The sequence below is a fragment of the Pseudomonas sp. UBA3149 genome (genome assembly GCF_002364655.1).
GTDB classification, from domain to species: domain Bacteria; phylum Pseudomonadota; class Gammaproteobacteria; order Pseudomonadales; family Pseudomonadaceae; genus Chryseomonas; species Chryseomonas luteola.
Window position 1 is genome coordinate 51,990 of record NZ_DEYV01000002.1, and the last position, 19,613, is coordinate 71,602.

Below are 19,613 nucleotides of genomic sequence, written 5' to 3' on the forward strand. Positions count from 1 at the left end.
GTTTGCGAAACGGGGTGCAGTGACTTAGCCCGCCAGGAATTTCATTGGACCTGTCACTAGCACCGGGAAAATGACCAGCAGGAGCAGTACCAGCAACTGCGCCAGGAGAAACGGCCAGACACCGCGGATGATTTCATTCATCTGGATCCCGGAGACGCCACATACGACGTTCAGGACGGTTCCGACCGGAGGTGTGATGAGTCCTATGGCGGTGTTGATCAAAAAGAGCACGCCAAAATACACAGGGTCGATACCCGCTTGAACAACGGTTGGCATCAGCACAGGCGTCAGGATCGGGATGGTGGGTGTCATGTCCATGACGGTGCCGACAATAATAATCAGCAGCATGATCATCAGCAGCAGTACGGTGGGGTTGTCCATGAACGGATCGAGCAGGTCAACCAGCTGGCCGGGGAGGTCGGCTATGGTCACCAACCAAGACGAAACCATGGCAGCAGCGACCAATAGCATGACGACCGAGGTGGTTTTTGCCGCACTCAGGATGAGTTCATACAGATCGCTGAGCTTCAGTTCCTTGTAGATCACCGTTGCCACGAATAGCGCATAGACCGCAGCAACCACAGCGGCCTCGGTCGGTGTAAAGACGCCGAACTTCAAGCCAAACACGATGATCAGCGGCAGCCCCAATGCCCAGCTGCCTTCGATGAGCGTCTGCGCAATTTCCCGGCCGGAACGCTTGGGTGAGGTTTCTACGACTTCCTTGCGAGCGATCCACCACCAGGCAACCGCCAGAGCCGCACCGAGCATGAGCCCCGGCACAATACCGGCCAGAAACAGCTTGGAAATGGAGACACCGGAGGCGACACCGAAAATGATGAAACCAATGCTAGGAGGAATGATGGGCGCAATGATGCCCCCTGCTGCGATCAGGCCTGCCGACCGTTCGCGGCTGTGTCCAGCCGAGACCATCATTGGTACCAGAAGGGCGGCAAGGGCAGCGGCATCGGCGACGGCAGAACCGGACAGCGAAGCCAGAAGGCACGAGGCGATAATCGCCACTTAGCCAAGTCCACCTCGCTTGTGCCCTACCATGGACATCGCAATGTTCACGATCCGGCGAGACAGGCCACCTGCATTCATGATCTCGCCTGCGAGCATGAAAAACGGTACCGCCATCAATGGAAAACTGTCGGCACCGTTAAGCAGGTTTTGCGCAATGATCTGAGCGTCAAACAGATCCAGGTAATACATCATGGCGGCGCTTGCGACGAGCAGCGCAAAGGCGATCGGCATGCCGATGACCATACTGCCGACCAGAGAGCCCAGGAAAACGGAAAGAATCATCAGCTGCGCTCCCCTGAGGCTGTCTTGGGCGGGGTTACGAACGGTGTCTGCTTGTCCTTGGAGGAGGGCGAGGATACAGACGGCAGGGGAAGGAACAGTGCGGCATAGAGTTCGTACACCATGATGCCGACCGAGGTGATCCCAAAGACGAGCCCAGCCGAATAGAACACTGCCATGGACAGTCCTGATGCCGGCGCCAGTACGTCTTTATTGATGACCGCCTGTTGCCAGCTGCCCTGGATTATCAGCCACAGCATGTACAGCACGATCAGGTGAGAAAGGGTGAGACACAGGCGCTTGCCGCGGGCTGGCAGGGCTGCGAGCAGGCTACCCATGCCGATATGCGAGCGCTCCTTGAGGCCGAGGATAGCCCCAAGGAACACCATGAATACAAACAGCCAGCGCGACAGTTCTTCCGATACGCTAATGCCGGAATTGAAGGCGTATCTCAAGACAACGTTGCCGAACACCAGAGCCACCATGCCAAGCATGCACACCACCAGTAGAAGTTTGATGAAGCGAAAGTACAGGTCGATTATTGTTTTCATGACCATGCCTTTAGGTTTCTCTGCGTGTGTTGTGTTTGTTATGAATCACGAGAAACAACGACAGCCAGGCTCCGCGCGTCCCTGCGCCGGGCCTTTTAAAGTTCTATACGCTTCACCTCTCCTAAAATGAAGATGTACGAAAACGCACCGATTAGGGCAAGAACACCGATAAACAGCAGTGCTCCCACAAACGAACCCGTGGTGGCTACGATAAAGCCGACCACCAGCGGCGTAATGATGCCGGCCAGATTGGCCGCCAGATTGAAGATGCCGCCGGTAAGGCCCATGAACCTCTTGGGCGCGATGTCAGAAATGACTGCCCACCCCAGGCCCACCATGCCTTGTCCAAAGAAGGCGATGGAGAGAATCGCGATGACTAGGGTGTCATTGTCGACATAGTTCGCCGCGATGATGGTAGAAGCCAGCAATAGCCCGCTGATAATGGGTAGCTTGCGGCCTACGCTGGCGTTACCGGTGCGCTTGATGATCCAGTCGGACAACCAGCCACCAAACATCACACCTACGGCCGCGGCAATGAACGGCAGTACTGCAAAGAACCCCATCTTTACCCAACCCATATGGCGCTCGGTGGCCAGATAGGTGGGGAACCAGGTCAGAAAGAAAACCAGGGTGGCGTTACCGGCAAACTGACCGATGCACGCTCCCCAGATCTGCCGGTACTTGAGCAACTGGCTGACATTGCTCCATGTAAAGGGAACGCGCTCCTGCGAGGGGGCTGACAAGCCACCGCCAGCCTGGATGTGCTCCCGCTCCGCCTGATTCATGGCAGGGTCTTCATGGGGCTCACGGTAGCGCTTCCACCAGAGCAGGCCGAAGGCGATGCCAATGCCTCCGATGATCATAAACAGCGCGCGCCAGCCAAAGTGCGCGAGAATCATGAATAGTACCGGACTGAGAAAGGCCAAGCCGATGTATTCACCCACGGTATAAATACTCGTGGCACGGGCACGCTCTTGCTGAGGGAACCAGGTACTGACCACTCGGCTGTTGGTGGGAAAGCACGGTGCTTCGGCAAACCCCAGCATCAGGCGCAATCCCAGCAGGGTATAGAAGCCTGAAGCAAATCCGTGCAGCAGCGTAGCGAACGACCAGGAGGTGATCGAGGCAAAATAGGTGAATTTCGATCCGAACCGATCGAGAAACACGCCACCGGGTACCTGAGCCAGCACATACGTCCAGGAAAAAGCAGAGAAGATCAGACCCATGACCGCCGCATCAATCCCAAGCTCTTGGGTCATGACCGGCGCCGAGATACCCAGAATAGTCCGGTCCAGGTAATTGATCATGGTTCCGACCGCTAGCAGGGCAAGAATCACGAAGCGTGCCCGGGTTGGCTTTTGGGATGTGGTTCCAGCATGAGAAGGGGCTTGCGCTATCTGGCCTAGTTTACTATCGGCATGCATTGTTATTGTCCTGTGTCGCTTGGCACGAAATAGAAGGCTTGTCAGTCACCCAGGCTGGCGAAATGCGCCTGCATTCTCTGGGAATCAGCGTGCTGCCCGGTAAAGAGCTCAAACGCCTTCACAGCCTGGAAGACCGCCATGCGGCTACCGTCCAGCGTCTGGCAACCGATCTCGCGGGCGTGCTTGAGCAGTTCGGTTTCCAGTGGAAAATAAATGATCTCAGCTACCCACACCTCGGGCCTGAGCAGTTCGGCCGGTAGCGGCATGCCTGGCAGCTTGGCCATACCCACCGGTGTCGTGTTGACCAGCCCTTGAGTCGCCTGCATGGCGGCGGTCAGGTCTGTTCCCACGCACGCACGATCAAGACCGAAAATAGCCTTGAGGTTGTCGACGAGCGCGTGGGCTTTGTCCTTATCGACATCAAAGACCGTCAATTCAGCTACCCCCTCGCGGAGTAAGGCATGAGCAACGGCTGCCCCGGCCCCGCCAGCTCCCATCTGCACAACGCGCTCGCGTGAGACGTCTGGCAGCCCTTGGCGAAATCCTTCCGCAAACCCGAGACAATCGGTGTTATGACCTATCCGCTTGCCCGCTTTGAGCACTACGGTATTGACGGCGCCAATACCCAAGGCCTCCTCTGAAAGCTCATCCAGCAGTGGGATAATGGCCTGCTTGCAGGGAAAGGTGACATTCAGACCTGTGAATCCCATGCGCTCGGCTGCTGTGAGAAGTTCAGGCAGAGCGGACGCCTCAAGGCCAAGCGCATCGAGGTCGATCAGCCGATAGAGGTAGCGAATGCCTTGCGCATCACCCTCATGCTCATGCATGGAAGGCGTACGGGAGGATTGAATACCTGAGCCAATCAGACCGGCCAGGACAGAAGGAGAAAATAGAGTGGACATAATGGTCACTTCTTGTTCGTGAAGACGTGAGCGAAGTACTCGATGGCCATGCGATAGCCCGCCACACCAAAGCCGCATAGGACCCCTACGGCAATGGGTGAGACAAAGGAGTGATGCCTGAAGGCTTCGCGCTGATGAACGTTGGAGAGATGGACTTCCACCACGGGCAGCGCTACCGCTGTCAGGGCATCTCGGATCGCAACGGAGGTATGAGTCCAGGCCGCGGGATTGATGATGATTCCAGCATGGGCGGTTCGCGCCTGGTGAATCCAGTCGATCAGCTCACCTTCGTGGTTGGTTTGGCGGAAATCGATCTGTAGGCCGAGCGTGTCGGCTGCTTCATGACAAAGCTGAGCGACATCGTTGAGGGTCTCGTAACCATAGATCTGTGGTTCACGGGTTCCCAGCAGGTTAAGGTTTGGGCCGTTGAGGATGAGAAGAGAGCAGGTCATCCAGAGCACTCCGTGTTGTTCTTATGATGTTTGGGCACGCTGAATAACAAAGTGTACTAACTGGTTAATACAGTCAATCCGCTTAGAAGGTACTTTTTATTTATTGCCTGGGGGGAATCGACTTACCAATGACAGCATCATTAAAAGAGGTCGGAAAAAAGTCTGAAAAATCAAAAGGTTCTTGATGAAGCGCGAATTTCTCTGTCGAGAAGGAGATAGTGTGCTGGGATACAAAAACGTGCGGTTATCGTCCATGATGACGAAAGAGGGAAGCCTGCCCTAGGCGCTTACCCAACGAACAAGCATCCCTATAACTCTAGGGAAGGAGGAGCGGATGGCAGAAGGCATCACTCAGGACACCTCCTGCCAGTTTGTCAGGTACGCTCCTCCACCGGATCAGCCCGGGGCGAACATTCCTGTATCCGATTACTCTGGTAGATCAGCGCCAGAGCGCCAAACAGCAGTGCGATAGCAACCAGTCGAGACACATCCAAGGGTCGCTCGGCATTCCCCAGCCAAGCAAAGTGATCGATGAGAAGACTCATCAGCAGCTGACCAGTAATGACGGCTACCGTAGCGGCAGCGGTGCCAACGCGAGGGATGGAAAACACCATCGCGAGCATATACACAACGCCAAACAGCGCACCGATCAGCTGCCATTTTGGAGCAGTGAAAAGTGTCATGGGATGAGGGGGTTCGAAGAAAAACACCAGCAAAAATGTAAGCAGGGCACCGCTGGTAAAAGTCAGCCAGGCGCTTTCCAGCACGCCTACCTGCGCGCCAAGCCGGCCGTTGATAGAGGACTGGGCACTGAGTACGGCGCCACTACCCAATACGGCAAAAAGAACCAGAAACTGGAGCATAGGATATACCTCAGTGAATCAGCCAGAGAGCGACCAAGATCAATAGGAACGCCATTACGCGATACCGGTCGACGGGACGGCGTGTGCTGCCTAGCAGACCAAAATGATCGATAACCAGACTGGCTCCTACCTGGCCGCACAGGATGCCCACCATGGTCATCCCGACACCAATCAGCGGCGTGGCAATGGTCAGTACGACGACATAGATAGGACCCAGAATGCCGCCCACCAGCAGCCAGCGTGGCTGACTGAATAATTGGGCCATTTTCGGGCGCGCAAAAATCAGTGCAAATGTGAGCAGTGCGGCGCCAACGAGAAAAATCGACAAGGTAGCGGAGAAGTGACCTATTTCCCCTCCCAGCGGCCCTAACAGGCCCGCCTCCATCGACAGACCCATGCCGGCAATCAGCACAACTAACAGAATCAGAGCGTGTTGCATGTTTATCCTCAAGAAAAAACAATGCGCTACGCTAGTAAGTTGTCATAATTGGAACAATCGGCTTTCAGACAAATAACTATTGTTTTATGAGCAACTCGCCTTCCATGCTGGCCTTGCGGCTGTTCGTCAGGGTCGCGTCGGTCAAGAGCTTTACGCAGGCAGCTGCAGAGTTCAATTTGCCTGCCTCATCCGTTTCGCGCCATATCTCTGCGTTGGAGGCGACGTTGGGGCAGCGGCTCTTGTATCGCCACACTCGGGCAGTCCGATTGACCGAGGCAGGGGAGCGCTATTACCAGCATGTTCGGGACGCCCTGCTTCAGCTGGATATGGCGGCGGAGCAGATTGGTGGAGACACTTCAGAGCCACAGGGAACACTTCGGCTCAATGCTGCCGTCGCGCTGGGGCGTCTGCATCTGGTTCCATTGCTGGTAGAGTTTCAAAAGCGATATACAAAAATAGACGTTGAGCTGACATTAACGGATGCGTTTATTGATCCTGTGCAGGAAGGGGCTGACATTACTTTCCGAGTAGGACGCCTGGAAGATTCCAGCCTGGTGGCGCGCAGTTTAGGAGAGCAACGGTTCGTGGTGTGTGCTGCGCCGGTGTATCTGGAACGGCAGGGTATACCGCAAAGTCCCGGGGCGCTTGAGCATCACAACTGCCTGGTCTACAAGGGAATGCGCGGTGTGCGTCAGTGGTATTTCCGCTCTACAAGCCAGACACCCTTTCAGGCCTATCAGGCCAAAGGTAGCTTTAGAAGCAATAATGCCGAATGCCTGCTTGAGGCGGCGGTGCTTGGGGAGGGGATCGTACTGTTCCCGACATGGCTCGTGCATCAAGCGCTAAGCAGCGGTGCACTGGTAGCAGTGTTGACGGACTGGGAAGCGTCAGAAGATCTCGAAACCCATGCAGTGCATGTGATCTATCCGGAAAACCGCATGCGCTCAGCCAAGGTGAAGGTTTTTCTGGATTTCCTGTTTCATCACGTCGGTCAGCCACCCTACTGGGACAATGGCTTGCCCGTTCAGCGTTGAGAGCGCTTAATCCTCGATGCCTGTACCCGCACGTCTGACTTTGGGATGCGCGTGAAAAGCTAGGCAGACGTCGGCTATGTGGGAGAACGCGATACTGTTAATCTGCTTCACGACTATTTACCGCTTCAGTCGCGTTACAAGTATCTGATCCTGTACCAGTAGTCTGATATAGACGCTCTACAACGCCCTTTCAGCCTAAAAGCCCGTTCGCAGGCGAACTCATTCATCTTTCGTCTTACCAAGCTTGTATCTGCATCTCGTTAAAGGCTTCAAGTAAGGTTTTCAAGATGAGCGAAGACGATATCGAGTTCATTGCTTCCTGGCTGGGGCTCATTCTTTTTGCGCGGATTGTACTATTCAGTCTGGGCTATGGTTGATGGCGGCCCTAACGCTAGGCGGAATGCGCCATGAAGACGCTTGCAGACGGACATAAAAAACGGCACCCGAAGGTGCCGTCTTAACCAAGGTAAACGAGCTGTTTAAAGCGCAGCCGTTTTTGCCTCAGTCGGCTGATTTTCTTCAGCCTTGTTTTCAGACGCTGCCTGCTGGGTAGCGGTAGCATCTTTAAGCTGGAGTATACCAGCTGTGTAGCTGCGGACTTCCTTGATCAGCGGAGCATTGTTATCCAGCGACTGACCGTAGGATGGAATGATTTCCTTAAGCTTGCTCTGCCATTCTGGCGTCGCAACCTTGTCCTTGAATACTTTTTCCATCAGATGAAGCATGATGGGCGCAGCAGTCGAAGCACCTGGCGAGGCACCTAGCAGCGCAGCAACGGAACCGTCCTGTGCGGAAACCACTTCGGTACCAAACTGCAATATGCCATTGCCGTTCGCATCTTTCTTAATGATCTGTACGCGCTGGCCGGCGGTCCAGAGCTTCCAGTCTTCCTTGCGAGCGTTCGGGTAGTAGTCCTTCAGCGCAGCGAAGCGGTCTTCATCAGACTGCATCAACTGACCAACCAGGTATTTGACCAGATCGAAGTTGTCCATTCCCACCTGCATCATGGGCCAGGTGTTGTTGCTGGTCATGGAATGCATGAGGTCCATCAGCGAGCCGTTCTTCAGAAACTTGGTCGAGAAGGTTGCGAACGGTCCGAACAGAATGACGCGCTTGCCATCCAGCGTACGGCTATCAATGTGCGGCACCGACATGGGCGGCGAGCCCACAGATGCCAGGCCGTAGGCTTTTACCTCGTGACGTTTGGCGATTTCCTGATTTTCAGTTACCAGGAACTGGCCGCCAACTGGGAAACCGGCATAGCCATTGGCTTCAGGAATACCTGTTTTCTGCAGCAGCATCAGAGAAGCGCCGCCTGCACCAATGAAGACGAAGCGGGTGTTTACCGAGGTTTCCTTGCCGCCATTGGCCAGGTCTGCAACGGTTACTTTCCAGGTGTTATCGGGGTTGCGCTTGATATCGCGCACTTCGCTGTTCACTGAAAGCTTGAACTGCGAATGATTTCCCAGCGAACCTACCAGCTGGCGAGTGATTTCACCGAAGTTTACGTCAGTCCCTGCCGGCATCCAGGTCGCTGCCACTTTCTGCGCAGGGTCACGACCTTCCATGATCAGCGGTGCCCACTGCTTGATCTGGCTGTGGTCTTCCGAGTACTGCATGCCCGCATACAGCGCGTTTTTCTGCATGGCTTCATAACGCTTGTGCAGGTAGTTGACGTTGTCGTCACCCCAGACAAAGCTCATGTGCGGCGTGGTATTGATGAACGATCTGGGGTTCTTCAATACACCGTTCTTGACCTGGAAAGACCAGAACTGACGGGAAATCTCAAAGCCTTCAGTAATCTTCGGAGGCTTGGTGACATCGATGGTGCCGTCCTTGAGTTCGGGCGTATAGTTCATTTCCGCGAAGGCAGAATGGCCCGTTCCGGCATTGTTCCAGCCGTTGGAACTTTCTTCGGCTACCTTGTCCAGACGCTCGTACATGTTGATCGTCCAGGTGGGCTCAAGCTCTTCCAGGTAGGTAGCCAGGGTAGCGCTCATGATACCGCCGCCGATCAGTACAACATCGACAGGGGCATTATCGTCGGCCCAGCTGTGTCCGGACATCGCGAACATGCTGGAGCACAGAGCAGCGAGAACACGCTTTTTCATGCAGATTTTCTCTAGTTAGGCATACAAGCAAATGAAATCAGATAGCGCTGTCTTATCGGCCATCTACACATTTGCTTGAGTAGGCAAGGCACACTTATTTTTGAATCTGTAACGCATCAAGTCGAATGAAAGGTCGGGTCGATTCGACATGAAGCACGCGTACAGCCAAAAAAATTCAAGGTCCGGATCAAGAGGTGGCAGGACATCCACTCGAAAATGTCACTACATTGCGTTGGGTGTAGCGGATACATCATGAGAGGTTTATCTGGGCGCTCAGTGAAACGTGTCCAGTAGAATATCGCGAAAAAGCCGCGACGGAAAGTCACACCTTAAAGTTCCGGTCAATAAGACCAAAGTTTAATGTCTGGCAGGGAGTCGGCAGGACATTATCATCGACACGTGCAGGTCGTCCGGTATTGCTCTGCTCGTTCTGTCCTCCCTCCTGTACCAGCCTGCAATCAACGCCTAGGCTTTTTATCCTTGCGTGGTAAGATGACTATGTTGTCTTTTGCAGAAGAAGCTGACCGGTCAGTCATCACTTTTTCAGATTTGAAAAAATAAATTACTTGATCTGCTTATAAGCTTGCTTAGGTTACATCTCCGCCAGAATTCGCTTTTTAGAGCCTATTTAGCGTCATTTTTCAATTCTATTAAAGTCTCAAGCTGGAAGCTGTAGCCTCCTTGACAAAATAGCGCGCAAGAAAAATACTGTGTCACGTGGTATGACGACATACCGGAAATTGCTCCAAAAAGAACAATAGTCATGGACAGCCTTCCTCTTATGAATATCTCCCGTGTCAGTGTCGATGTGTTTTCCTATCCCACTCGCCGTGCTGTCGATAGCGCAGGGCATTCCCATCCGGGAGATGAAGTCCAGGCCCGTATGGCATTGTTGAAGATCACCACGGAGGACGGTTGCGAAGGTTATGCCTTTGGCGCTCCGGAATTGCTTCGCCCACATATCATTGACAATTTTGTACGCAAGGTACTGGTTGGACAGAACGCGCTTGATCGTGAGCGACTCTGGCAGGATCTGGCGCATTGGCAGCGGGGAAGTGCAGGTCAACTTACCGACCGCAGCCTGGCCCTGGTGGAGCAAGCGCTCTGGGATTGGGCTGGCCGCAAGTTCCAGGTCCCAGTCTACAAGCTGTTGGGTGGCTACCGAGACAAGGTCTTGGCCTATGGTTCTACCATGTGTGGCGATGATTTGCCGGATGGCCTGTCAACACCTGACGAATATGCGCGTTTTGCCGAAAAGCTCGTAGCCCGTGGTTACAAGGGTATCAAGCTGCATACCTGGATGCCGCCCATCTCCTTCGCACCCGATGCCAAGATGGACGTAAAAGCTTGTGCCGCTGTACGTGAAGCAGTAGGCCCGGATATTGCCCTGATGCTTGATGGCTACCACTGGTACAACCGTACTGATGCCCTCTACATCGGACGTGAAATTGAAAAGCTGGATTTTGCCTGGTTTGAAGAGCCTATGATGGAGGAGTCCGCAGAGTCGTATGCCTGGCTGGCTGAAAACCTCACCATTCCTGTATTGGGGCCTGAAAGCCTGGGCGGCAAGTATCACAGCCGCGCGGGATGGGTGAGTGGAAAGTCCTGTGACATTCTACGCGCCGGGGTAGCTGGCGTAGGCGGTATTGGCCCATGCGTCAAAGTCGCTCACCTGGCTGAGGCGTTCGGATTGGATTGTGAAGTTCATGGTAATGGTGCACCCAATCTGGCTGTCGTGGGTGGAATCAAGAACTGCTCCTGGTACGAGCGCGGGCTATTGCATCCGTTCTTGGAGTATGACGACGTACCTGCCTATCTCAACAGTATCGTCGACCCCATGGACAAGGACGGTTACGTCCACCTGCCTGACCGTCCTGGCCTGGGTGAGGACATCAACTTTGCCTATATCGAAGCCCATATCGTGAGCCAGCACTGATCCACGGTTGTGCCTGGGCTAATCATGCCCAGGCAGGTCTTGAACAATTATAAAAAAGGACTGAGCTATGAACCTGAACACCTTTCGCCTCTCGCATGTCTTCTTCGAGTGCCTGGCCCGTATCTCCAGGCGAGTACCGGAACTGTATAACCTGGGGCTGGCTGGTACAGCGCACATTCATGCTCAGTCCTCCTCGTGCATCGCCTCCATACCCAGCCGTATCAACCGGCTACAGGCTTTCCGCTCCAGTCCTCTTGTTGCTCTGCCATTACCTCTGGCGATGACCGGCCGATGTAATGGTCGGCGCGGCCGGGCCAAAAGTCCTGCCTAAGCGCCGCTGGCAGGCCTGGCTTGCCGTTCGCGTGTTATCCATCTGAACCAATCGTGCCGCCGAATAGATCGGGAGCCGTACACCCCTGAATACCGGGCTGTTACCGCTTAAGCCTATTCAATCTCTCTGTACGTTATTAACAAGAATAAGATCATGAAGATAACAATAAAGACGCTAGCTGTTGCGACCTCTCTGGGAATCACCGTTTTGGCAGGCAATGCTCAGGCTGCCGATTCGGGTTATATCAACTATCGGCACCAGTATCTGGAAGACTCCAAACTTCACTCTGATCGCGTTCTGATCGGTATACGTCTGGACAATGGACTCGGTTTCGAAGGGGAACTGAAGTACAAGACTGGAGGCAGCCGTAAGGACGTCGCGTTTGATAACACCGTAGGGGATGGTCACGAATTTACGGCTGATTATCGGTACTCCCTCACTCCTCAATGGACGATTGCACCTTTTATAAGTTTGGTTGCAGTGGAAAACGCAACGACGTATCGAACCGGCGCGCGCCTGGGTTACAAGGTAAACAATCAGTGGACAATCAGCGGACGCTACCGCTACGAGGCCCGCAAGCTGGATCGCAATCAGGTCGACAACTCCGTGCCTGATAGAGCCAAGCGTGACCAGCACGTTCACCGCTTCGATGGGTGGCTGGGCTACGCTCCGGGCGGGAAATTATCGTACGAATATAACCTGGTCTATTTCAAGGCGGACTATACCCGTTACGACGGCAAGAAAACCGACTACGAACAAAACCTTGCCTTTAAATACAAGTGGGACAAGCGCTGGCAGCCCTTTGTTGAGTTGGGTGATGTGAAAGTTAATTCCACCGACAGTGATCGCCAGCTACGTATGCGCGTGGGTGTGCATTACAGTTTTTAACATGCAGTAAATATCCTGCAATGAAGTACAGATGAAGTTATTGGAAAGTACTTTATAAACTTAAAGATTCTCACTTCATCTGTCTTCATTCTTGTTTCTGAAACAACAAGAACATCATTTCAGAACAACGAAGTCATGTTCTCTTTTATTCGGTGAATAATATGAGAATCATCAAGGTAAAAATAACAGAGAGCACGCTTCGCTCTGTCCCTAATACCTCAAAGTTCATACCAGAGACCTTCCATAGTTCTTTCCAATGGGCGCGAAACAGGTTGCTTTAACATTTTCTATATCCCTCTGATTTGTTTTCGGCCAGTGGCGCCAATATTGTGAGAGAACGCTATGAACATAGATATGTTGGTGGTGGCAGGCTATTTTTTGCTGATGATCATCATTAGCCTTGCCTTCAAGAAAATGGCCAATAAGTCGGCAAGCGACTATTTCCGGGGCGGCGGTCGTATGCTGTGGTGGATGGTAGGCGCTACTGCATTCATGACACAGTTTTCGGCCTGGACCTTTACCGGGGCGGCGGGCAAGGCGTTTAACGACGGTCTGGCGGTAACGTTTGTTTTCTTGGGAAATATCTTTGCCTATGCTATTTCCTATTGGTGGTTCAGCCACCGCTTTCGCCAGATGCGTGTTGATACGCCTACCGAGGGTATCAAGATGCGTTTCGGCAAGACGAACGAGCAGTTCTTTACCTGGGCCATTATTCCTTTAAGCGTGCTCAACGGTGGTGTGTGGCTAAATGGTCTGGCGATCTTTGTCGGAGCCGTGTTTGGCTATGACATGGCGACCACTATTTGGATCACAGGTATCTCCGTACTGCTTATCTCGCTCTTGAGCGGAGCATGGGGGGTGGTCGCCAGCGACTTCGTTCAGACGTTGGTCGTTGCCGTCATCTCTGTGGCCAGTGCCATTGTCGCCTTGGTCGCCGTTGGTGGGCCTTCTGAAATGATTGCCCGGTTCCCGACCAATTTCGTGATGGGACCCGATATGAACTACGGCCTGCTGTTAATAGGCTCGTTCCTGTTCTTTCTGGTCAAGCAGCTGCAAAGCATCAACAACATGCAGGACTCCTATCGTTTTCTCAATGCGAAAGACTCTGACAACGCACGCAAGGCGTCCCTGCTTGCTCTGGCATTAATGGTCGGGGGAACGCTGATCTGGTTCATTCCACCCTGGGCCACAGCCGTCCTGTATCCAGATGCTCCGCTGGCACATGCTGAATTGGGAAATAAGGCCAGTGATGCAGTTTATCTGGTCTTTGCAGAACGCTTGATGCCGGTAGGAACGATAGGACTCCTGGTTGCCGGGCTATTTGCTGCCACCATGTCGTCGATGGACTCTGCCCTGTGCCGTAACGCCGGTATTTTTGTACGCAGTTTCTGGGCGCCTGTAGTGTGCCGTAACAAGCCTCTCAGCGAGAAAAAGCTGCTGCACGTCAGCCAGATCGCCACGATCGTAAACGGTATTCTGGTTATCCTTATTGCTCAACTCTTTGCTCAACTCAAAGGTCTGAGCCTATTCGAGCTGATGATGCGGGTTGCCACACTGCTTCAATCTCCCATTCTGGTGCCACTGTTCTTCGGCATGTTTATTCGTAAAACGCCAAAATGGGCGGCCTGGGGTACCGTTGCCTTTGGCATGTTTGTGTCCTGGTTGGTCATGAATGTATTCACTGCTCAATGGTGTGCCGGCTTGTTTGGAGTGACCCTGACCGCACGTGAACTTTCTGAGCTGACGACTACTATTACCGTGGCAGCTCATCTGGTGCTGACGGGCGGTTTCTTCTGCGCCACTACCTTGTTCTACAAGGAAGAGACATTTACTGCAGAGGAAAAACAGCAAACGGCCCAGTTCTTTAAGGACATCGAAACGCCTGTAATTGCTGAAGGTGATCAGGACGTGTATGACCGCCTACAGCGCAGCAAGCTAGGGCAGATTACCTTGATGATGGGGGCTGGCTTGATGTTGATGGTACTGGTACCCAACCCGCTCTGGGGACGGCTCCTGTTTGCAGCATGTGCCATCTCCATCCTACTCTGTGGCTACCTGCTCAAGCGCAGCGCTCATGTAGAAAAAAGTATAGAGACACTCCAGGCTCGATTGACTACCGAGCGTGCGTCCTGAGAAAGCGCTGAAAGATGCCGGCATCCGAAAGGGTGCCGGCTTACGCATGACCTGGCGTTTTCCAGACTGTTTGTTTCAGTATGCTTCAGCCCGCCTGCTTCAGCGTCACGTTGGCATAAGGCTCAAAGAATGACCTCACTCGATCTGTTGGTGGTTGCGGTATACCTCGTTTTTATCATTGTGGCAGCCTGGTGCTTTCGTCGTTACGCACAGAGCAGCAGTCAGTTCATCAATGGCGGTGGTTCCATGCCCTGGTGGATGGCCGGGGCGACTGCCTTTATGACGCAGTTCAGCGCTTGGACGTTTACCGGCGCCGCAGGAAAGGCCTTTACCGATGGCTTTCCCGTTCTGGTCCTGTTCTGGGGCAATGCTCTGGGATTTTTCATCGCCTGTCTGTTCTTTGCGGCACGTTACCGCAAGCTTCGGGTTGAAACCTCGATGCAGGTGATTGCCCTGCGTTTTGGCAAGCCGACCGAGCAACTCTTTACCTGGCTGCAGTTCCCGCTCTCAACCCTTACGGCCGCCATCTGGCTTAATGGATTAGCCTACATCCTCGCCTCGATGACCGGCTTTGGCATGGTACCGACCCTGCTCATCACCGGTACGGTCATTACCTTCATTTCCGCCAGTGGCGGTGCCTGGACAGTCAACGCAACCAACGTCATCCAGCTGGTTCTGATCTTGGCAATTACCCTGGTAACCGGCTGCTTTGCGCTATACACAGGCGGTGGGCCAGGCAACATCGTCGAGCGCTTTCCCGTGGATTTTTGGCAGGGGCACGACATGAATCTGTGGCAGATCCTGTTGTTCTGGATTGCCATGATCCTGATGCAGCAGGTGCTGTCGACCAACAACGCGATTACCTGCTATCGCTTTCTGGTTACTCGAAACGAGCATGAGGCTCGGCGGGCAGCCTTTCTGGCCGGGGTTCTTTTTGTGGTCGGCCCTGTCCTATGGTTTATTCCGCCGTGGGTAGCCGCCACGCAAGGTGCAGACCTTGTGGGGCAGTACCCTCAACTGGGCGAGCAGGCGGGAAACGCGGCCTATCTCTACTTTGTTCAACAGGCAATGCCAGCCGGTACGGTTGGGCTTACATTAGCGGCAATGGTGGCTGCGACCATTGCTCCCATGAGCACTGCGCTCAATCGCAATGCGGGGATCTTTATTCGTAACGTCTATCAGCGTCCTGCCCATGGGGAGGCCCACTTGCTTGCCATGGGCCGCTGGGTGACGCTGCTCAATGGTGCCCTGGCCACCCTGACAGCGTGGTGGATGGCCGAGCAGGAAGGCATAGGGTTCTTCGAGCTGGCAATGATGGTCAGCTCCCTGTTTCTTCTGCCCCTTTCCATTCCTGCTCTGTTGGCCGTGGTCGTACGACAGACCCCGGATTGGGCGGGTTGGAGTACGGTGCTGGTCGGCGCAGCGGTATCGCTGATCTTTTATGTTGGCTTCAACCCCGTGGCGCTTCCTGCGTGGTTGGGTGGGTATACGCTCACCGAACGTGAGGCGAGCGATCTAAAGTTTGGGGTGACGGTTCTGGCGCATGTGGTTTTCACGGGTGGTTTTTTTATCGGGACCCGCGTCTGGTATAGCCCTACCCGTAACACCGAGAGGCGGCAACAGCTCACGCTATTCTTTCGCAATATGTATCGTCCCCTGCAGCCCGATGAGATTGCCTGCGTCGATCCTTCCCAAGCCAGGAGGCTAAGCGCCCTGGTAACAGGTATGGGGCTGCTTTTACTTCCACTTCTTCTATTGGCTGAGGCTCCCCAGGGGCGCTGGTTGCATGCCGCTATTGTAGGAACGGTACTGATATCAGGATTAGCACTGCGACATTGGGCAGGCAGTAGTAGAACATAAGCAGTTAACGCTCAGAATTAAGACTTCGTTATCAATAGCGAAGAGGGCGAATCCATATTGTTGAGCAACTCATAAACAGTCCAATAGAACATCATTGAAAACAACAGAGGTGTGTTATGGCAAAGGGTTCCCATATTGAACTGGATTACCATACGTATAGTGATGAAGGTACTGGTGCTGAAGTAACACGCCTTACACCCACCGATACAGTGTGTCACCGAAACTATTTTTATCAGAAATGTTTTACCAATGATAGTACCAAGCTGTTATTTGCAGCCGAGTTTGATAATAACCGTAATTATTATCTACTCGATATTCAGAAAAAACAGGCGGTACAGCTAACGGAAGGCGCTGGTGATAATACTTTTGGCGGCTTTTTATCTCAAGATGACCGTTATCTCTATTATGTGAAAAACGAGCGTCAGTTACGCCGTGTGGAGTTGGCAACGCTGGAGGAAACAACGGTCTATCAGGTAGCCGATGATTGGGTTGGGTATGGTACATGGGTAGCGAACAGTGCCTGCACAAGCTTGGTTGGAATCGAGATCGCCCGCTCGGACTGGACGCCGCTGACCGACTGGGAAGTGTTCCGGACATTCTTTACCAGTAACCCCCATTGCCGACTGATTCGCGTCGATTTGGGCACAGGAGAGGCTCGTGTCGTTCACGAAAACACGATCTGGCTCGGGCATCCCATTTATCGCCCCTATCACGATCATACTGTTGCGTTCTGCCATGAAGGTCCTCATGACATGGTGGATGCCCGGATGTGGCTGGTCGATGAGGACGGCTCCAATGTACGCAAGGTGCGGGAGCAGAAGCCGGGGGAGAGTTGTACCCACGAGTTCTGGGTGCCGGATGGCTCCGCCATGATCTATGTCATCTATCCAAAGGGCCAGCAGGCGCGGCAGATCTGGCGATTTGATCCCGACACCGAAACCAATGAGATGCTGATGGAGATGCCGGCCTGCTCGCACTTGATGAGCAATGAAGACGGCACGATGCTGGTAGGTGACGGTTCCGGTACGCCTGTCGATGTAAAGGACACTCAGGGGTATACAATCGAGAACGACCCCTGGCTTTATGTCTTCGACGTGAAACGCCAGCAAACTGCGCGCCTGGCTGCGCACAATAGCTCCTGGCGGGTACTGGATGGCGACAGACAGGTGACCCATCCACATCCATCGTTCACGCCGGATAATCGCAAGGTGTTATTCAGCTCCGATTTCGAAGGCAAGCCCGCCGTGTATCTGGCAACGCTGCCCGACACGTTGTTTACCTGATTGACATGTCATGCCCAGCCAGTGGCTGGGCATGAGCGCCTTTACTCGTAAAGTGTATGGCGAGCCTCATGAGCCTGATAGAGGCGTACACGACTGTTGCTTAAATGCAGGTACATGGCCGCCCGTGCCGAATCAGGGCTCTGCAGCGCAATGGCGCTATAGATCTTTTCATGTTCGCGATACACAAGATCAAGATACGCGACGCGATCCTTCTGAGCGGCATAGGCCGAATTCATCTTGGTACGTGGAATGAGCTTTGTACCCAGATGCTTCATGATGTCGAACATATAGGCGTTGCCGGATGCCTTGGCAATGCGCAGATGAAACTGTGAGTCCGCATGGATGGCAATGCCTGTTTTCGGGCCACTGTCTTTCATGGAAAGCAGGGCCAGCTCGATCTCCTTGAGCTCCTGCGGGCTGCGATTCTGCGCTGCCAGCCCAGCCGCCTCGACTTCCAGGCTCATGCGTAGCTCCAGCAGGCTCAACACATCCTGCAGCGTGGAAATGGTTTCCGGTCCCAATTGCAGAGTAGGCGGGGGCGGCATATCAACAATAAAGGTGCCGACACTGCGGCGTGTTTCGACCAGACCCGCCGCTTGCAGTCGCAGCAGCGCCTCTCGCACCACGCTGCGACTGAATCCTTCGCTACTGGAAATTTCCAGTTCCGAAGGCAATTTTTCTCCCCGCTTGAAAACCCCATCGCGAATGTACTGCGACAAACGGGCAACCAGTTCTTCAGCTAGACGTTTTGGCTTTTGGGAAGGCCTGTCGATCATAAAGGGCTCATTTGTTTTTCTGGGCTCGATGACTTCCGCAGCAAGCATACACATTTCGGCTGATCCGCTCAGAAGAAAAGCATGGCAAACCGAACACCTTTGTGTGCCGTTGTGCAAGGAAGATGGCTTTCGATGCCATTGAGCTTTGATGCCTGAAACATGCCTGAAGGCACGTTGGAATCAGAGCGATCTGCGTCACATGAAAATTGACGGTCTCGATTATTGACTGATCAGTCAAGCTGCCCGGACCGTAAGGCAGAGCAGGGTATAAACCTACCGGGTTGTTTTGTTATGGTCAGGTGCAAGCCATAGCCATAAGCGAGACAACAAGAATGAAACGTTCCGCCCTTGCCACCCTGGCGGTACTTGGAAGTCTGGTGGCAGTTGCCCAGGCCCAGGAGCACTCGGATATTCCCGCGCGCCAGGAGTTTTATGCCTATGCCTCCCAGACCCTGAGTGATACCCAGTTCCTTACCGGGCAGTCAGGCAGGCCTGTCACCTTAACTGCCGGATTGAGCCTGCCAGCTGGGGAGGGACCGTTTCCGGCGGTCATTCTCCAACATGGCTCCGGTGGTATTGGCGATAACATTGCCTATTGGCAGCGCACCCTTAACCAGCAGGGAATCGCCACGTTTGTGCTCGATGGATTCACCGGCCGCGAGCTGATCAGTACCGGTAAGGACCAAGCTCAGCTGGGACGGCTCAATTTCATTCTGGATGAATACCGAGCCTTGGCGCTGTTGGCCAGTCAGCCTCGTATCGATGCCTCCCGTATCGTATTGATGGGCTTCTCTCGAGGCGGCCAGGCGTCGCTTTATGCCAGTCTTGCTCGCTTCCAGAAGGAATGGATGGCGGGAGACGCCCGCTTCGCGGCCTATATTGCCTTCTATCCTGACTGCTCCATTTCCTTCAAGGATGAAGACAAGGTGGTAAACAAACCCATTCGGGTCTTTCATGGCGAGGCAGATGACTACGATCCCTTGTCCCGGTGCACTCCTTACCTGGATCGCCTGGCCAAGGCAGGCGCCGATGTAAAGGTGTTTCGCTATCCTGAGGCCCACCATGGTTTCGACAGTCCTGCCTCTCAGCCTGTACGTGTAGCACAAGGCAGTCAGACGGTACGGGCATGCCAGATTGTCGAGGGTGAGCAGGGCGCGCTGATCAATCAGGAAACGGGGGAGCCGTTCCGCTATACCGACGCCTGCGTCGCGCATGATCCCCATGTAGGGCCCAATGCCGATGCCACACGGCAAGCCACAGAGGATGTATTGGCGTTTCTGAAAAACGTATTGGATAAACCGTAAAACGAATTACCCAGCCTCTTGCCA

16 protein-coding genes and 1 pseudogene are annotated in these 19,613 nt (G+C 53.9%); 8 read left to right on the plus strand and 9 right to left on the minus strand.

Features of this window, described 5'->3' with window-relative positions; genetic code table 11:
• Nucleotides 1-24 precede the first annotated feature (24 nt).
• The 7 genes and pseudogenes from B3729_RS00750 to B3729_RS00780 all read right to left on the minus strand — a co-directional run bounded on the left by B3729_RS00750 (nt 25) and on the right by B3729_RS00780 (nt 5,933).
• Nucleotides 25-1,305: pseudogene (locus tag B3729_RS00750) on the minus strand (TRAP transporter large permease subunit).
• Complete coding sequence (locus B3729_RS00755) at nt 1,305-1,853, minus strand: TRAP transporter small permease (RefSeq protein ID WP_286786761.1); 549 nt, start codon at nt 1,851-1,853, stop codon at nt 1,305-1,307. The pseudogene B3729_RS00750 and the gene B3729_RS00755 overlap by 1 nt, the downstream one beginning before the upstream one ends.
• A 95-nt stretch (nt 1,854-1,948) precedes the next feature.
• Nucleotides 1,949-3,277 carry an MFS transporter gene (locus tag B3729_RS00760; protein WP_286786762.1) on the minus strand — a complete coding sequence of 443 codons (1,329 nt, stop codon included), beginning with the start codon at nt 3,275-3,277 and terminating at the stop codon, nt 1,949-1,951.
• A 41-nt stretch (nt 3,278-3,318) separates the two neighbouring features.
• Entirely contained in the window at nt 3,319-4,179 is an 861-nt protein-coding gene (locus B3729_RS00765; RefSeq protein WP_286786763.1) for a shikimate dehydrogenase, read from the minus strand.
• A gap of 5 nt (nt 4,180-4,184) precedes the next feature.
• Nucleotides 4,185-4,631, minus strand: coding sequence for a type II 3-dehydroquinate dehydratase (gene aroQ, locus B3729_RS00770; RefSeq protein ID WP_010798918.1), 447 nt, complete (start codon nt 4,629-4,631; stop codon nt 4,185-4,187).
• A gap of 374 nt (nt 4,632-5,005) precedes the next feature.
• A complete protein-coding gene (locus B3729_RS00775) occupies nt 5,006-5,494 on the minus strand; it encodes a DMT family transporter (protein WP_125888854.1) in 489 nt (162 codons plus the stop codon).
• 10 nt (nt 5,495-5,504) lie between these two features.
• A complete protein-coding gene (locus B3729_RS00780) occupies nt 5,505-5,933 on the minus strand; it encodes a DMT family transporter (RefSeq protein ID WP_074828379.1) in 429 nt (142 codons plus the stop codon).
• 86 nt (nt 5,934-6,019) lie between these two features.
• Between B3729_RS00780 and B3729_RS00785 the strand changes: the two genes are divergently transcribed.
• Nucleotides 6,020-6,967, plus strand: a complete 948-nt coding sequence (locus B3729_RS00785; RefSeq protein WP_286786764.1) for a LysR family transcriptional regulator — start codon at nt 6,020-6,022, stop codon at nt 6,965-6,967.
• Between the two features lie 479 nt (nt 6,968-7,446).
• Here the strand turns inward: B3729_RS00785 and mqo are convergent, their stop codons facing one another.
• Nucleotides 7,447-9,078 carry a malate dehydrogenase (quinone) gene (mqo, locus tag B3729_RS00790; protein ID WP_286786765.1) on the minus strand — a complete coding sequence of 544 codons (1,632 nt, stop codon included), beginning with the start codon at nt 9,076-9,078 and terminating at the stop codon, nt 7,447-7,449.
• A 781-nt stretch (nt 9,079-9,859) separates the two neighbouring features.
• Between mqo and B3729_RS00795 the strand changes: the two genes are divergently transcribed.
• The 6 genes from B3729_RS00795 to B3729_RS00820 all read left to right on the plus strand — a co-directional run bounded on the left by B3729_RS00795 (nt 9,860) and on the right by B3729_RS00820 (nt 17,509).
• The gene (locus B3729_RS00795) at nt 9,860-11,014 is read left to right on the plus strand and encodes a mandelate racemase family protein (protein WP_286786790.1); all 1,155 of its coding nucleotides are present in this window, start codon (nt 9,860-9,862) and stop codon (nt 11,012-11,014) included.
• Between the two features lie 67 nt (nt 11,015-11,081).
• Entirely contained in the window at nt 11,082-11,345 is a 264-nt protein-coding gene (locus B3729_RS00800; RefSeq protein WP_286786766.1) for a hypothetical protein, read from the plus strand.
• A gap of 153 nt (nt 11,346-11,498) precedes the next feature.
• Nucleotides 11,499-12,233, plus strand: coding sequence for an oligogalacturonate-specific porin KdgM family protein (locus tag B3729_RS00805; RefSeq protein WP_286786767.1), 735 nt, complete (start codon nt 11,499-11,501; stop codon nt 12,231-12,233).
• Between the two features lie 342 nt (nt 12,234-12,575).
• The gene (locus B3729_RS00810; protein ID WP_219653155.1) at nt 12,576-14,366 is read left to right on the plus strand and encodes a sodium:solute symporter family protein; all 1,791 of its coding nucleotides are present in this window, start codon (nt 12,576-12,578) and stop codon (nt 14,364-14,366) included.
• Between the two features lie 129 nt (nt 14,367-14,495).
• Nucleotides 14,496-16,226, plus strand: a complete 1,731-nt coding sequence (locus B3729_RS00815) for a sodium:solute symporter family transporter (protein WP_286786768.1) — start codon at nt 14,496-14,498, stop codon at nt 16,224-16,226.
• A gap of 116 nt (nt 16,227-16,342) precedes the next feature.
• On the plus strand, nt 16,343-17,509 hold the full coding sequence (locus B3729_RS00820; RefSeq protein WP_286786769.1) for an oligogalacturonate lyase family protein: 1,167 nt from the start codon (nt 16,343-16,345) through the stop codon (nt 17,507-17,509).
• A 41-nt stretch (nt 17,510-17,550) separates the two neighbouring features.
• Here B3729_RS00820 and B3729_RS00825 read toward each other — a convergent pair whose 3' ends face one another.
• Nucleotides 17,551-18,285, minus strand: a complete 735-nt coding sequence (locus B3729_RS00825; RefSeq protein WP_019364554.1) for a FadR/GntR family transcriptional regulator — start codon at nt 18,283-18,285, stop codon at nt 17,551-17,553.
• Between the two features lie 332 nt (nt 18,286-18,617).
• Between B3729_RS00825 and B3729_RS00830 the strand changes: the two genes are divergently transcribed.
• Nucleotides 18,618-19,589, plus strand: coding sequence for a dienelactone hydrolase family protein (locus B3729_RS00830; protein WP_122043876.1), 972 nt, complete (start codon nt 18,618-18,620; stop codon nt 19,587-19,589).
• Nucleotides 19,590-19,613: the final 24 nt, after the last annotated feature.

Bases quoted from the DNA above. Each gene is read 5' to 3' on its own strand.
- B3729_RS00755 (WP_286786761.1), bottom strand. From the start codon at position 1,853: ATGAAAACAATAATCGACCTGTACTTTCGCTTCATCAAACTTCTACTG.
- B3729_RS00760 (WP_286786762.1), bottom strand. From the start codon at position 3,277: ATGCATGCCGATAGTAAACTAGGCCAGATAGCGCAAGCCCCTTCTCAT.
- B3729_RS00765 (WP_286786763.1), bottom strand. From the start codon at position 4,179: ATGTCCACTCTATTTTCTCCTTCTGTCCTGGCCGGTCTGATTGGCTCA.
- aroQ (WP_010798918.1), bottom strand. From the start codon at position 4,631: ATGACCTGCTCTCTTCTCATCCTCAACGGCCCAAACCTTAACCTGCTG.
- B3729_RS00775 (WP_125888854.1), bottom strand. From the start codon at position 5,494: ATGCTCCAGTTTCTGGTTCTTTTTGCCGTATTGGGTAGTGGCGCCGTA.
- B3729_RS00780 (WP_074828379.1), bottom strand. From the start codon at position 5,933: ATGCAACACGCTCTGATTCTGTTAGTTGTGCTGATTGCCGGCATGGGT.
- B3729_RS00785 (WP_286786764.1), top strand. From the start codon at position 6,020: ATGAGCAACTCGCCTTCCATGCTGGCCTTGCGGCTGTTCGTCAGGGTC.
- mqo (WP_286786765.1), bottom strand. From the start codon at position 9,078: ATGAAAAAGCGTGTTCTCGCTGCTCTGTGCTCCAGCATGTTCGCGATG.
- B3729_RS00795 (WP_286786790.1), top strand. From the start codon at position 9,860: ATGAATATCTCCCGTGTCAGTGTCGATGTGTTTTCCTATCCCACTCGC.
- B3729_RS00800 (WP_286786766.1), top strand. From the start codon at position 11,082: ATGAACCTGAACACCTTTCGCCTCTCGCATGTCTTCTTCGAGTGCCTG.
- B3729_RS00805 (WP_286786767.1), top strand. From the start codon at position 11,499: ATGAAGATAACAATAAAGACGCTAGCTGTTGCGACCTCTCTGGGAATC.
- B3729_RS00810 (WP_219653155.1), top strand. From the start codon at position 12,576: ATGAACATAGATATGTTGGTGGTGGCAGGCTATTTTTTGCTGATGATC.
- B3729_RS00815 (WP_286786768.1), top strand. From the start codon at position 14,496: ATGACCTCACTCGATCTGTTGGTGGTTGCGGTATACCTCGTTTTTATC.
- B3729_RS00820 (WP_286786769.1), top strand. From the start codon at position 16,343: ATGGCAAAGGGTTCCCATATTGAACTGGATTACCATACGTATAGTGAT.
- B3729_RS00825 (WP_019364554.1), bottom strand. From the start codon at position 18,285: ATGATCGACAGGCCTTCCCAAAAGCCAAAACGTCTAGCTGAAGAACTG.
- B3729_RS00830 (WP_122043876.1), top strand. From the start codon at position 18,618: ATGAAACGTTCCGCCCTTGCCACCCTGGCGGTACTTGGAAGTCTGGTG.